We start from the raw sequence: 13,664 nt of genomic DNA, 5'->3' as shown, positions 1-13,664 counted from the left end.
ACGATGACGCTGAAGAAAGCCCTGGTGGTCCGCGGCGGTTGGGAAGGGCACCAGCCGGTCGAGGCGACGGAACTGTTCCTGCCCTTCCTGCGGAGCAACGGATACGCCGTCCGGGTTGAGGATTCGACCGACGTCTACGCCGACACCGCCGAGATGGCCGGCACCGACCTGATCGTGCAGTGCGTCACGATGTCGGAGATCACGGGCGAGCAGCTCACGGGGCTGACCTCCGCGGTCGTGGCCGGCACCGGGTTCACCGGCTGGCACGGCGGCATCGCCGACTCGTTCCGCGCCTCCTCCGACTATCTCCACCTGGTGGGTGGGCAGTTCGCCACGCACCCGGGCAGGAAACCGTGCGAGCGCCGGGGCGGGCCGGAGGACAACTTCCTGCCGCATACCATCGCCGTCACCGAAGCCGGCCGCGAGCACCCCGTCACCGCGGGCATCGGGGACTTCGAGCTGCACACCGAGCAGTACTGGGTGCTCCACGACGACCTCATCGACGTCCTGGCCACCACCACGCATCCCACCCGGCCGTGGGAGCCCTGGCACCGGCCGGTCACCTCACCGGCGGTCTGGACCCGTCGGTGGGGGGCCGGGCGGATCGTGGTGACGACGCCGGGGCACAGCCTCGACGTGCTGGAGAACCCCAACGTCCGCACCATCATCGAGAGGGGCATGCTGTGGGCGACGCGCACCGCGTCGGCGTCGTAGGGCTCGGAGTCATCTCCCGCGCGTACCTGGACACGCTGGCCGGTCATCCCGCCGTGCGCGTGACCGCGGTCGCCGACCTTGACGCCTCCCGGTCGGCAGCGGTCGCCGCCGGACTGCCCGGCGTCCGGGCGCTGACCGTCGAGGAGCTGCTGAGCAGCCCGAACGTGGACACGGTACTGAACCTCACCACCCCCGGGGCGCACGCCGAAATCGCCCTCGGGGCCATCGGCCACGGCAAGAACGTCTACGGGGAGAAGCCGCTCGCCGCCACGCTCGCCGACGCCCACACCGTCATGGCGGCCGCCGCGCGGGCGGGAGTCGGAGTGGGGTGCGCGCCGGACACCGTGCTGGGCACCGGAGTGCAGACGGCGCGGGCGGCCCTGGCCGCCGGGAGCATCGGACGCCCGCTGTTCGCCTCGGCCGTGATGGTCACCCCGGGCCACGAACGCTGGCACCCGCACCCCGACTTCTACTACACCGAGGGCGGCGGCCCCCTGCTGGACATGGGGCCGTACTACCTCGCCTCCCTTGTCCATCTGCTGGGCCCGGTGCGGGCCGTGACGGGGGCGTCCAGCCGGCTGCGCGCCGAGCGGGTCATCGGTTCGGGCCCGCGCAGGGGAGAGCGGATACCGGTGGAGGTGGACAGTCATGTCTCCGGTGTGCTGGAGCACGTGGCCGGAACGCTGACGACGATCACGACGAGCTTCGACGGGGTGGCCACCACGGCGTCCCCGATCGAGGTCCACGGCGAGGTGGGAACCCTCGCCGTCCCGGATCCGAACCGCTTCGACGGCGACGTACGGCTCTTCGGACTCGGCGACACGCAGTGGCGCACGCTCCCTCCGTCCGCGGGCTACGTCGACGGCGCACGGGGAGTGGGGCTGCTCGACTTCATCGCCGCCGACGGGCAGCGGGCATCGCGCGCGAACGGCGAACTCGCCCTGCACGTAATGGAGACGATGACCGCGCTGCTGCGTTCGTCGGCCGAGGGACGGCGCATCGAGCTGACGACGTCGGCGCAGCCGCCCGCCCCCGTACCGCTGACGGCCGCCGAGGACTGGGGTGGCAGGTCAGAGGCCACTCGATGCGCATGATTCGGAAGACGCCGTTCCTGAGCAGAACGAGCACTTGCGGGAGCTGGTCGACCACCTCGACGGCTTGGCGGCCGCGGTCACCGATGCCCACGGATCGCAGCGGATGACGCAGTACCTCGACGGCATCCAGGGGGCCGTCAACGGCTGGGGCGGTGCGCTGCCGGTCGACCCCGGCCACCCGGAGCGCCGTCAGACGGCGGACACCCGGTCTCCGCACAGCCCGCGTTCGGTGATGGCCACGCTTGTCAGAGCCTCGCCGAGCATGGACTTCACCGGGTACCGGCGTAACGCCGTCACCATCGCCATGGATCCATCATGGGCGCTGTGGGCGTGGTGAGGCCCGCCGGAGTGCGGGCAGCCGCAGACCCTCGCGTGGAGAGCCGGGAGGCGCGGCGGGTTCTGCCGTCGGCGACGGCAGGACCCGGCAGAGGGGACACCTCACCCGGAGGTGGCTCGGTACCCGCCCTCACACCATGCACCCAAATCAGCCACAGCAACAGACCGTGGCTGGAAAACGCCAACATCCGTGTGCGGGAGGGCCGGAGCGGGCCCCGGCGGCCGGCTCCTGGCAGCGACAGCCCGCCGCGCGATGTGCCGTCGTGCCAGCCAGTCGCGTGCCCCGCGAGCCGGGCGAGCATGGCGGGCGACGATGTCTTTGCGCCGCCGCCCCTCGCCAGGAAGCACAGCAGCGGGTGGAACCCGAAGCCGCCCTTATAGGGTGGAGCGGCCTGCTCTTTCTCGGAATGGCAGGTGACCAGCGTGGCGTCGAGGTCCAGGACCAGACCGGGCAGCATGCGTCCCGCGGCCCGAACCGCGGGTATGCCCTCACCGTGCTCGGCGGCCTGCAGCCAGGCGACTTCCCGGGCCCGGGCACGGGCGGAAGCCAGCGAGGCGAGGGCACTGTCGTCAACATAGGCGAGCAGCCGCCAGGCCGTCGGTGTCGAGGCGGCAGGGCCCAAGACTGCTGGCTGGTCCCGCAGTACGGCCAGATCCGCGATGGCCTCACCACCGTCGGCGAGCATCACCGCAAGGTCGGTGGCGATCCGGCCCGGATCATGTCCGGTCCCGCGCGGCCGAAGCGGCCTGAGGACGGCGGAGTACGCGGCGCTCAGACCGGTGGCATCAGCGAGATCCGCCAGCAGCCGCGCCCCGGCATGCCCGATCACCCCCGAACCATCGGCACTGACATGGACCTTGGGACGCAACCCGATACCCTGCACGTAGAAAGTGCCCTCCGCCTGGACCGACAGAACCCCTCAGCAAGGTTCATCGTTCCCAGGTCAGGAAGGCACTTTCGTGTTTCTGCCTCAGCTGCCGCCGTACTCGGGCGAAACGGCGAGGCTAGCGGTGAGTACCCATCACTTCGGGGTCTGGCCGCAGCAGGCGACGGTCTCGGTCTGGTCGGCGCCGGCGAGCGGCACTACGGCGAGCACAGCCGCCAGTGCCACGAACAAACCGAGTACGGCTCTACGCATCACATCTCCTTGTCGAAGGGGAACGTGTCCAGTACTTCCGCTGGCGATGGCCGTGCCCGTCACATCGTCGGGCCGGTCGCGCCAGCGGTGAGTACCCATTACTTCGGGGCATGGCCGCAGCAGGCGACGGTCTCGCTCTGGTCGGCGCCGGCGAGCGGCACCACCGCAAGCACCGCCGCCAGTGCCACGAACAAACCGAGTACGGCTCTACGCACTCTCTCCTCCTGATCGCCGGAATCCGGTGCCGCTTCAAGCGGTCACTGATTCAGATGCACGAAACAGAGGCCTGGTTGTACGGGAGTTGTGACTCCTGCGGAAGCGCACCAACGTCCGGCAGGCCCCAAGCGGGAACTCCAGCGCCGCATCGGTCTTGCCGCCCCCACGGCCGGGCCGCAGATGTCCCAAGCGCAGGAAGAAAATCACCTACTGAGGCGTGCGGCATGTACTGGATCCAGCATCGTCGCCCGAACGCCTCCCGGATCTCCTCCACGGAGCCAGGGTCCCGGACGTCGCGCCAGGCCCGCGGATCCATCCGCGGGCCTCCACCAGCGCCATCACCTCCTTCCGGGCCCGGTCGTCCGGCAGCTGCGCCATGACCTCCACCGAGGGTTCCTCCACCACCACGCCCGTACCGCATTCCGCACACCCCCGTGTGATCGACTCGGGCAGCAGCGTACGAAGGAACCGCCGATCGCGTTCGGGCCTGTGGATAAAGGAGTTCCTCGCGGCTGCGGGCTGCACTCGCGAGGCCACCTTCGGTGTCATCGGTATCGGCACCCGATCGCCTGCGTTTGCCTTGCCCATGGTGAACCACCTCCCTGTCCATGGTCCTCACGGTGGAGGCCGGCCAGGCATCCGACGTGGTCATCACCATGGGGTGCGGCGGCACCTGCCCCGTCTTCCCCGGCAAGCGGTACCTCGACTGGCAGCCTGACGACCCGGCCGGTCACGGTGTCGATGCCGTACGCCCCATCCGTGACGCGATCGAGGCACGAGTGCGGAGCCTGCTCGATGAGATGGGTGCCCCCGGCCACAGCCTGACCGCTGCACGCGATCATGCGTCGGCACTGAAGGCGGTCTGGCCTTTTGCGCCATGCAGGAAATCGGCATACAACCCCCACTGCATTGAGGGGAGTTGGGTACCACGATTCTGCAACGGTCTGATCGAGTCCTGTACGTCTGGTGCGCCGCGACTCTGTAACGGGTGCCGTCCGGCGGGGATTCGCCCTGGGGGCGTCAGACAGGCGGTCATGCGCGCTGGGCCAAGGGACGTTTCCGCTGCCTGCGCAGCCGATATGACCAGCCGGCTGTGCCGGTATTCCGACTTTCAACTCCCCGTCTGTGTGCGGGGATACCTAGGCGCTGAGCATCCTGCTCGCTGAGATGCGGATTGCCGCGGTGGGGCGCATGCTGATGGTATAGCCGGTTATATCCGCGCTCTGGATTCGTCCACCAGATTGCTGCAGCGGTTGACCGCGCTGTTCATCTGTCCCGCCGCTCGTGCGGAGTGAACTGACAACTCGCCTGGTGCGTGCGGGAGTTCACGCGTCCATGGGCTCGGTCGGGGACTCGTACGATAACGCTCTCGCGGAGCATGTGTGGATGCTGATCAAGACGGAGTGCATCCGCGACCGCGCCTTCGCGACCAGGGCCGAGGCGAACCTCGCGCTCTTCGAGTACATCGACGGCTTCTATGACTCCCGGCGCATCCAGAAACGGCTCGGCTACCTCAGCCCGGTCGAGTTCGAGGAGAAGCACTACGCCGACCAGGCAACGACCGAACGAACGAACCTGAAACCCCGTCAACCCGCCCTGAACAGCTGATCAGCACCTCCCGCACACCGGGGGAAGCTCAGTCACGGCGCCGAGAACGGCAGTGGCCGCATAGCCACCCACGGCGACCTTGCGGCGCCGGGACGAATCATCCGCCAGGACGCCGCCACCGAACCTGGCCGCGCAGGCCAGGGCGTCGGAGACCCCTTCGATCACGCCCAAAGCCGCCGCCGGAGCGCCGAGGGATGTAAGCAAAGAGGGCAGCAGTGCGGGAGGACTTTCATGGCCGACATCAGCAAGGAAGCTGGCGGAGCCGATGCCCTTGACGCCCGGAGTGAGCCATCCATCCTGGTCGCGGGCGGCGTTGGGAGGCGGCACGTTCTCGCTGCCGATGTGGGGCCGTAGTAACGGGCGCCCATCCTGTACAGGCCCGTCGGGTCCGGGTGGGCGCCGCTGTAGCGGAACGGCTGAGGCACCGCCTCTGTCGGCGTCGCTCGCGGCAGGCCGGCCGGGCCGCAGGCCTAGCTGTGGGTGCGCTTGGTGACGCCTACCTACCGGCCCGGCGTGCCCGGCAGCCCCGGCGCGTCCTCCGGCACGGGATCGGCGTTGAAGGAGTGGTGGTAGCTCTCCGGCGGCGCGAGGTAGGTGACGGGCAGCCCGCCGGTGTCGATGACGATCTGGTCCACGGCGATCGCGGGATCGACCATGAAGAGCCGCAGGACGTGTTCGCCGGGTTCGGTGACTGTCACGGTGGTGGTCAGTTTCTCGATGCCGTCCTCGACGTTGCGGGCCCACGCGTCGCCGCGGTTGCCCGTGGCGACGGCCTGTCCCGCCAGGACGGCGACCGGCTGGTCGTCGAGGGCCAGGGCGACCCGGCGACGGCCGCGTTCGTCGAGGGAGGGGAGCCTGAAGACGGTGACCCGGAAGTCCCCGGTGCCGGCGAAACGGACTCGGTAGCTCAACTCCGGTGCCCGAGTGGTGAACTCCTCGGTGATCGGGGCTGCCGTCGAAGGCGCCGCCTCCATGGCGGCCGTACGGCGGCCGAGCCCGCGTACCGTCCGCCAACGGGCCCCGCCGCGCGCCACCCGGTGGTCGTGGTGCGCGGCGTCTATCGAGACATACCCGTGGGCCTCGACGAAGCCGCGCGCCCGCCGGCGCGCCCGCCTCCCGTCGTTGAGCACCCGTAGGGGTACGTCGAACCTGTTGCCTGCACCGGTGACGGTCACCGTGGCTTCGTGTGCGCCCTCGGGCACCCGCTCCCAGTCGATCTCCACCGACACCCGGGTCTGTTCGGTCATCGTGCCGCCGGAGGTGCTCAGCCGTACCCAGGGGTGGCTCGCCTCCGCGGCCCAGTCCAGGGGGAGGAAGCCGGTGTTGAACACGTCGACGAAGCGCCGGTCACGGGTGTAGGAGGAGAAGGACAGCGGCCGCCCGGTGCCGGTCTCGTTGCCCTCGGCCGCCACGCCCAGACCCGAGGTCTCCTTCCGGGCGACCCTGGTGACGCTCGGACGGCCCGGCGCCTTGGGGATCTGCGAGGGGTAGGGGTTGACGATCCCGTTCCACTTTCCGCCGGCCACCTCGGTGTTGTAGCGCCTGGTGATCGCCGCCTCCTCGGCGTGGGCGGCGTCGGACAGGTCCGCGAAACGGTTCGTGCCGGCCCCGCGCCCCTGACGGACCGCGAGTGCGTTGCGCTCCGCCCAGTAGAACTTCAGGTTCATCAAGTAGGCGCCGTGGACCGGGTATTCGACCAGTTCGTAGAAGGCGTCACGGTAGGCCTCCGGCAGCTTGGCGCCGAGCGCGCGGACCCGCTGCAGGAGGCGGTCGTACGCGGACATCCGGCGGCCCGCCTCGTCGCCGTGGTGGACCACGGAGAGCAGACCGCGGGCGACGAACTCCGGCCGCAGCTCCGCCGCGAGGCGGTAGTACTCGGTGCGGATCGCGGCGATCTCCGCGCCGTGGCGGTGCCCGAACTGCCGCCCGGCCCATTCGACGAGGAAGCCCTCCACCTCGTCGGCGTTCCACCGGTCCACGTCCCAGGCCATGTCCATGGAGAAGGACAGCCCGGTCTCGATCGACTTGATGTCTCCCACGTTGAAGATCCACATACGGTCGGCGCCGTGCTCGTGCACCCGACGCAACTCCTGCCAGATTTTGGCGAGTTGGGTGGTGTCCAGCCACAGATAGCTCTTGGGGCGGCCCCAGTAGGAGAGGTGGTAGTAGATGCCGTTGCCGCCCGGTCGCCGCCGCTCGGCCTCGTCGGGCAGTTGGCGCATGTTGCCGTGGTTGTCGTCCGGCCAGATCAGCGTGACGTCGTCGGGCACCTGGACACCCGCGTTGTACAGGTCCAGGACCTCCTTGTACGGGATGAAGATCTGCGGTTCGGCCGCGGTGCCCACCTCCTCGGCCAGAAGGCGGCGCTGGTCCGCGATGATGTCGTTCATCACCACGACCTTCTCCGCGAGGGTGGTGGCGTGCTTCGTCTCCAGCGCGCTGTCGTGCAGACCGCGCATCCCCAGGGTCCAGCTGCTCTCGTAGCCGGCGTTCTGCCGCGCCCTCGCCCGCCAGTAGTCCGAGATGACAGCGGGGTTCACCGTGTAGTCGTACACCGGCAGGCTGCCGTCGGCGGCCGGGTGATCCTTGGCCCAGGGGTCCCATTCGTGGACGCCGTTGCGCAGCATGGCCTCGGGGTGGCTGGATCCGACGACGATGCCGTAGTGGTCGGCCAGTTCGGGGTTCGCGCGGTGTTTGTTGAAGAAGTCGGAGTACGGATGCATGGCGGGCCACAGGTAGTTGGCCTTGAGGCGGAGCAGCAGCTCGAAGACGCGTCGGTAGGTTTCGGGGCCGATGTGCTTGTCCGGTTCCTGCATCCGGTGGGACCAGGTGGTGAGGTTCTGCTCGTCGTTGATGAAGATGCCCCGGTAGCGGACGGACGGCTCGTACCGCTTCTGCGTGCCCGACGGGACCGTCACCGTGTCGCGGCGTTCGACCGGAACGTCGGCCCACCAGTGCCACGGCGACACCCCGATGCGCTCCGAGGTGTCGTAGACGCCGTAGACGGTGCCGCGCCGGTCGCTGCCGGCGATCACCAGGGCGCGTTCCACGCCGGGCAGCGGGCGGTCCACGACCTGGGTCACGGACGCCTCCCAACGGCCCTTCACCCGGGAGACGTCCAGCCGCCGGTCCGCGATGAGCCGGTCGATGGCCGGGCTCGCGCCGATGGTGCCCACCAGGACAAGGAGTGAGGCCTCCTGGGGCAGGGCGCGCAGCAGCCGCGGACGCACCCCGCCGACCCGCTCCATGTCCGCCTGGAGATCCCCGGCCGCGCGGGACACGGCGGGATCGGCGGCCGGGTCGACGAACAGGTCGACGACCACGCCGTCCCGCAGCAGAGGGAAGCCGGCGGCATCGTCCGACGAGACGGCCCGGGCCGGCGAGGGCAGCACCCCGGGTAGCAGCGGGGCCACACCGACTGCCGTCATTCCCCGGAGGAACGACTTACGGGTCCACGCGGTCGACGGGCTCTGTGGTTCGTCGTGCGGCACGGGGCGCTGCCTTTCCGCGTCAGCCCTGCCCGACGCCACGTCCGGGCCGTCGCGCAGGGCTGACGCATGACTCGCTGGCGGGAGGCGGGGAGCGGTGCTGTCGGCGCGGGGAGTGGGGCACGGCCCGGGTCACAGGTTGGCATGACCAGGCCAGAAAGCGCTTGCTGCGTACCCTAGGTCAGGCAAGCGGACGCGTCCAGACGCGGGGGAGCCTTCTCGCACGGCCGCCGTGGTACGCCGTCACGGGAGACGAGCATGCGGACCCTCTGTTCGCCGATCTCGGGCTTGCCGCACGGCACTTGCCCGAACTCGCGTGGCCGGCACGCGGGCCGGCGAGGCGATGCGGCTGCAGCGCCGGCCACGGGAAACCGTGATCGTCGCGCGCGGCCTCGATCCCGCCCGGCGCACCACGGGGCGCCTCGACTGCGAACCCGGTGTCACCGATCGCGTGGGCGCGGGAAAGGGAGGAATGGAGTGAGGGCGGCTGAGCGCACCGCCGTCCGGTGGGCACACGGCTGATCATCACAGCTGGAGGCTTGTGGGGGTGACGCTCGCGCTTGCCCTCGGAGCGTTTGCGGTCGTAGAACCGGCGGGAGTCCTCGCAGTGTCGGATGCTGAACAACGCAGTGATGTAGAAGACTCGTTGGAGTCGGCGGTTGTAGCGTCGTGGGCGGCGGAGGTCGCCGCTGATCTTGCCGGAGTCGCGGGGAACGGGCCGGTTCGGGCGGCTGTGGGAGTTGGCCGAGAGCCTGGACGCGCTGCCGCGGCCAGGCGCTTCTTTCGTCGCCTTCTCAAGAAGACGGGTGCGGTGCCCCGCCACGACGTCTCCTTCAACGATCATCGGCGAACAGAAGGCGGACAGGAACCGCTGGGCTGCGGTGGGCGTGATCCTCGGTGCCGAGTTCCTTGCCGCTGGAGAATGCCGCGCCTGCCCCGCAGCAGGCTGCGAAGTCCGACAGTGCCGTTGTCACGTTGTTGGGTGTGGGGTTGTCTGACGGTGTGCCGGGGCGGTGGTGGAGTCGGGTTCCGGCTGTGTACTTACGGCGCGGTGGGCAGGCCGGCAACTCCGGTGATCTGCTCCCAGATCGCGAAGCGGATGGTCATCTCGGTGCGGTAGTCGGATGCGGGGATCAGATGACGTCGGGGTCGGAAGTGGGGTGAGATGCCGCTGAACGCGGACAAGAACCGCTGGGCTGCGCCGGTGCCGCGGAAGCCTTTCATCGCCCGTTCGCGCTGCCGTGTTGGCTGGTGGCTGTTCTCCGCCCGGTTGTTCAGGCCCTTGTGGGAGCGGTGCTCGACGGAGGGCATGACCTCGCGGTGGGCCGCGCCGTAGGAGCGGAGCCTGTCGGTGACGATCACCCGCGGCACCGTGCGGGTCTTCTTCATCAGCCTGCGCAAGAAGCGCCTGGCCGCAGCCTTGTCCCGGCGGCTCTGTACCACGATGTCCAGGACGTTGCCGTCCTGGTCGACCGCCCGACACAGATACTTCTGTTCCCCATTGATCTTGATGAAGACCTCGTCCAAGTGCCACTTGTCACCAGGCCGGGGCCGGCAGCGGCGCAGCGAATCGGCGTACCGCTGCCCGAACTTGGCGCACCAGCGGCGCACCGTTTCGTAGGAGAGGACGATCCCGCCCTCGAGCATCAGCTCCTCGACCTCTCGGAACGACAGCGGGAAGCGGTGATACAGCCACACGCAGTGGGAGATGACCGCGACCGGGTACCGGTACCCCTTGTACGACGGCGACACGGCCCCCACGGACAGCCCCCTCCAGCACGATCAACCAGAAGATCATCCCACCTGCTCAGCCAACGTGACAGCGCCCCAGAAGGCCTTGCTGGAGGAGCCGTACCTGGCTACGGCCGCGACGGCCTGCGTGATCACGCGGGTGGGCAGCACTCCCGATAATGCGTTTACGGACGCGGCGGCCATCCTGTGGCCGACCCGGTGCAAGAGGCGGCGCTCGGTGCAGAACCGAACCGGCAGAGGGCCGGCACCCGATACCAGGTCCCGGCCCTGCGGATGAGCGGCTCAGCTCTCGCAGTCGAACTCCTGGTCGCCCACGTCCCCCGGGCAGATGTCCGTGCCAGTGTCGCCGTTGGAGGAGTCGTTGCCTCCCACACCGTCGATGGCGCCCAGCCGGTCGTTTCCGGCGTTGCCGTCCATGATGTCCCGGCCAGCCCCACCGACGATCTCGTCGTCGCCCGCACCGCCGATCAGGATGTCGTTGCCGTCGCCCCCGACCAGGACAGCGCGTTGCGTGCTGTCGATCGTCTGGAGAGTGTCGCCGCCCGCGTCGCCGTTGAGCGTGGCCCGCAGGCTCGCCCGCAGGATGACCGTGTCATTGCGGTCGCCCGCGCTGAGGAGGATCGTCCGTGTGCCCGCCGGGCAGGACACCGAGTTGGCGCTGAGCTGGGTACAACCCGCCCCCGCGGTGACGGTGTCACCGTTGTCGATGACGGTGATGTTGCTGCCGGACGGGTTGATGATGATCTGGTTCGCCTTGTCGGCCGCGGCGTTGATATTGATGAAGGCCGAGTTCGCGGTCACACCGGTGGCGGCGTGGGCCTGCCCGGCCGACAAAGCCAGCGCCGCGCCCATCGCGCCTGCCATCACCACGGCCTGTAAACCCTTGCGCATCGAGGTTCCCACTGTTCCTCCAGTCAGTACGGTGCCTGCGATCAAGCATCGACGGGGAAGGAGGGCCGCACATGGGGAGAGAACCCCCAGATAGTGTTCGAGACGGATGGGACGAGCCCGTCGGGCCCGGCGCCCTGGGGTCCCGAGAAACGGGGCAACCGTATGCCATTCCCCACCTGCGCAGCACGGACAGTGAGCGGCACCGTACTACCCGGCACCGGCGTACGGGGGCGGGCTGTGAATTGCACCGCGGGCACCGACCCCCCTTGTGTTGTGATCATGCGAGGAAGAATGTGCAAGGCACGCCGATCGGGTCCACGCCTGCTCACCGGCCCGCACCCTTGCCGTCGGCGGCAGACGGAGCAAAGGATCAGGGCATGGAGGACCAGCTCGGCGCGCTCGGCCTGGCCCTGAACGCCGTAGTGCTCTTCAACAGCCTTTACATCGACGCCGCCGTCAAGCAGCTCGCGGCCGACGGCTTCCCCGTCACCGACGACCTCCTCGCCCGGCTCTCCCCACTCCAGTACGACCACATCGACTTCCTCGGCCGGTACGTCTTCACCCGCCCGCCGGCGCCGGGCCTGCGGCCACTGCGCGACCCGCACACGGATGACGGGACGGACGACGCCGAGGACGGATAGCCGCAGGCGTGTGCGATCAAAAGCGGTCCGGTCCCGCAGTCACCACCTACGTCTCCGGGCTGGAACGCTTAATGACGGGTGCTCAGGGGTCAGGAGCCGACCGGGCCGAGCTCTGCGGGTGTGGATTCACTCCTGCTCAGGGGCCGAAAGCTCTGAGGGTCGCGTCGACAAGTGAGTCGGCGTATGCGGCGTTCAGCGGACCGCTGCGGTGCAGCCACCGCTGGAAGAGAGGGGCGTAGAGCACTTCGAGGACCAGGTCGAGGTCGGCGTCGGCGTCGAGCTGGCCGACTTCCTGGGCGCTGCGCAACCGTGCTTTCTTCGCTTCTTCCAGCGGTTGGGCCAGCTTCTCGCGGTACTCGGCCGCCAGCGCGGCATCGCTGGCGATCTCGGTGTTGAGGGCCCGGATCAGCCTGTCGAAGGACGGATCGGCGAACTCCTCCGCCGTGGCACGCATAACGAACTTGAGGTCTGCCTCAAGGTCGCCTGTGTTCGGCAGCGCGACCGACTGCCCGTCCGTATCCTCACTCAAAGCCAGAATGGCGGCAAAGACGACCGCGCTCTTCGACGGCCACCGCCGATAGATTGTCTGCTTGCCGACGCCGGCACGGGCAGCGATGGCTTCGACAGTGACCTTCTCGTACGACTCCTCTGCGACCAGCGCGCGGGCCGCCGCGAGGATCGCCTGCCGGGACCGTTCCTTGCGCCGGGAGTGGTCCGGCCCCTTCTTGTTGGACATGCGTCCAGCCTACCTCCGCAATAAAACGAGACGATCCGTATTGTGGTGACTCATGTGATGCCCTAGACTCAAAACGAATCGAGACGAACCGTTTTCTTTACTGATAGTGAGGCGCCGTGACGAATCCAAGAGTCTGGCTCATCACCGGTGCATCCCGCGGCCTGGGCAGGGCTTTCGCCGCGGCCGCCTTGGCGTGCGGCGACCGGGTAGTGGCTGCCGCCCGCAACGTCGGGCCCCTGGAGGAACTGACCGAGAGGTATCCCGGCCACCTGGTCCCGCTTTCGTTGGACGTCGCCGACCGTCAGAGCGTGTTCGACGGGGTGGAGCGGGCGGCAGCTGCGTTCGGCAGACTGGACGTGGTCGTCAACAACGCAGGCGGAATGCTCTACGGCATGGTGGAGGAAGCCACGGAGGAACAGATCCGGGCGCATATGGATGTGAACTTCTTCGGCGCCGTGTGGGTGGCTCAGGCGGTCCTTCCTCACTTGCGCGCCCAAGGCGGGGGACGGCTCCTCCAGGTCACCTCGATGGGTAGCGGCGGCGGCATGGCCACCGTCGGCTTCTACGGCGCAGGCAAGGCCGCGCTGGACTCGGTCAGCGAGGCACTGGCGATGGAGGTCGAAGGGTTCGGCGTCAAGGTCACCATCGTGCAGATGGGCGGCTACAACACCGGCCTGTTCACCGCTGGCACCACGACCACCGAACCCCTGGCGCAGTATCAGTCCCTGCGCACCGAGATGGAGGCGATGTGGGGCGACTCCGTCGCCCCGGAGCCGGACACCGCTGCCCCGGTCATCATGAAGCTGGCCGCACTGCCGGACCCGCCCCGACGGCTGATAGTCGGCAGCCAGTCCTTTGATCACGTCTTGGAGATGGACCAGGCTCAAGCGGATCTGTACCGGTCCTGGGAGCACCTCAGCCGTATCGCCCCTGGCTGAACGGGTCCCGCACCACGACGTGTCCGTCCCCGTCCCGCTGCGCAGTCGCCGGGACGGGCGTGTTCCGAGAAGCACGCCGTACCGGCAGGAACCGCTGGAGTCGACCGCAGG

The 13,664-nt window shown here is 68.9% G+C and carries 11 protein-coding genes and 2 pseudogenes; 6 read left to right on the top strand and 7 right to left on the bottom strand.

All coding sequences use genetic code 11. The features are described 5' to 3' along the window. Positions 1-3: 3 nt before the first annotated feature. Together OG858_RS00160 and OG858_RS00155 are read left to right on the top strand one after the other, a co-directional pair. Positions 4-714 carry a ThuA domain-containing protein gene (locus OG858_RS00160; RefSeq protein ID WP_319269109.1) on the top strand — a complete coding sequence of 237 codons (711 nt, stop codon included), beginning with the start codon at positions 4-6 and terminating at the stop codon, positions 712-714. Beyond that, entirely contained in the window at positions 684-1,808 is a 1,125-nt protein-coding gene (locus OG858_RS00155) for a Gfo/Idh/MocA family protein (protein WP_328543738.1), read from the top strand. The genes OG858_RS00160 and OG858_RS00155 overlap by 31 nt, the downstream gene beginning before the upstream one ends. Before the next feature lie 189 nt (positions 1,809-1,997). Here OG858_RS00155 and OG858_RS48005 read toward each other — a convergent pair whose 3' ends face one another. Further along, positions 1,998-2,072, bottom strand: a complete 75-nt coding sequence (locus tag OG858_RS48005) for a hypothetical protein (protein WP_406201535.1) — start codon at positions 2,070-2,072, stop codon at positions 1,998-2,000. Positions 2,073-2,101: 29 nt separating this feature from the next. Next, entirely contained in the window at positions 2,102-3,028 is a 927-nt protein-coding gene (locus OG858_RS48000; protein ID WP_408059365.1) for a transposase, read from the bottom strand. Positions 3,029-4,110: 1,082 nt separating this feature from the next. Between OG858_RS48000 and OG858_RS00140 the strand changes: the two are divergent. Continuing rightward, positions 4,111-4,302 (top strand): annotated as a pseudogene (locus OG858_RS00140) (phosphotyrosine protein phosphatase); the annotation flags it as partial. A gap of 481 nt (positions 4,303-4,783) precedes the next feature. After that, entirely contained in the window at positions 4,784-5,107 is a 324-nt protein-coding gene (locus tag OG858_RS00135; RefSeq protein WP_306300409.1) for an IS3 family transposase, read from the top strand. A gap of 500 nt (positions 5,108-5,607) precedes the next feature. On the opposite strand, the gene OG858_RS00130 is transcribed toward OG858_RS00135, so the two are convergent. From OG858_RS00130 to OG858_RS00115, 4 genes and pseudogenes are all read right to left on the bottom strand, one after another. Continuing rightward, positions 5,608-8,535, bottom strand: a complete 2,928-nt coding sequence (locus OG858_RS00130; RefSeq protein WP_086750865.1) for a glycosyl hydrolase 115 family protein — start codon at positions 8,533-8,535, stop codon at positions 5,608-5,610. Between the two features lie 616 nt (positions 8,536-9,151). Next, a pseudogene (locus tag OG858_RS00125) lies at positions 9,152-9,313 on the bottom strand (transposase); the annotation flags it as partial. Between the two features lie 323 nt (positions 9,314-9,636). Then, positions 9,637-10,356 carry an IS6 family transposase gene (locus OG858_RS00120; RefSeq protein ID WP_328543737.1) on the bottom strand — a complete coding sequence of 240 codons (720 nt, stop codon included), beginning with the start codon at positions 10,354-10,356 and terminating at the stop codon, positions 9,637-9,639. A gap of 273 nt (positions 10,357-10,629) precedes the next feature. Next, positions 10,630-11,238 carry a calcium-binding protein gene (locus tag OG858_RS00115; RefSeq protein ID WP_086750858.1) on the bottom strand — a complete coding sequence of 203 codons (609 nt, stop codon included), beginning with the start codon at positions 11,236-11,238 and terminating at the stop codon, positions 10,630-10,632. Positions 11,239-11,309: 71 nt separating this feature from the next. On the opposite strand from OG858_RS00115, the gene OG858_RS48485 reads away from it, so the two are divergent. Continuing rightward, positions 11,310-11,879, top strand: a complete 570-nt coding sequence (locus OG858_RS48485; RefSeq protein ID WP_328543736.1) for a Tn3 family transposase — start codon at positions 11,310-11,312, stop codon at positions 11,877-11,879. Positions 11,880-12,015: 136 nt separating this feature from the next. Here the strand turns inward: OG858_RS48485 and OG858_RS00105 are convergent, their stop codons facing one another. Next, complete coding sequence (locus OG858_RS00105; protein ID WP_328543735.1) at positions 12,016-12,615, bottom strand: TetR/AcrR family transcriptional regulator; 600 nt, start codon at positions 12,613-12,615, stop codon at positions 12,016-12,018. Positions 12,616-12,731: 116 nt separating this feature from the next. Here OG858_RS00105 and OG858_RS00100 point away from each other — a divergent pair, with 116 nt between their 5' ends. Further along, complete coding sequence (locus tag OG858_RS00100; RefSeq protein ID WP_086750862.1) at positions 12,732-13,553, top strand: SDR family NAD(P)-dependent oxidoreductase; 822 nt, start codon at positions 12,732-12,734, stop codon at positions 13,551-13,553. Positions 13,554-13,664 lie beyond the last annotated feature (111 nt).

The organism is Streptomyces europaeiscabiei (assembly GCF_036346855.1).
Classification (GTDB): Bacteria; Actinomycetota; Actinomycetes; order Streptomycetales; family Streptomycetaceae; genus Streptomyces; species Streptomyces europaeiscabiei.
The sequence above is the reverse complement of the archived record's forward strand: the minus strand, read 5'-3'. Positions and strand labels throughout refer to the sequence as shown.

Excerpts from the sequence above, each read along its gene's own strand:
- OG858_RS00130 (WP_086750865.1), bottom strand. The coding sequence starts at position 8,535 with ATGACGGCAGTCGGTGTGGCCCCGCTGCTACCCGGGGTGCTGCCCTCG.
- OG858_RS00105 (WP_328543735.1), bottom strand. The coding sequence starts at position 12,615 with ATGTCCAACAAGAAGGGGCCGGACCACTCCCGGCGCAAGGAACGGTCC.
- OG858_RS00160 (WP_319269109.1), top strand. The coding sequence starts at position 4 with ATGACGCTGAAGAAAGCCCTGGTGGTCCGCGGCGGTTGGGAAGGGCAC.
- OG858_RS48485 (WP_328543736.1), top strand. The coding sequence starts at position 11,310 with ATGGGGAGAGAACCCCCAGATAGTGTTCGAGACGGATGGGACGAGCCC.
- OG858_RS00115 (WP_086750858.1), bottom strand. The coding sequence starts at position 11,238 with ATGCGCAAGGGTTTACAGGCCGTGGTGATGGCAGGCGCGATGGGCGCG.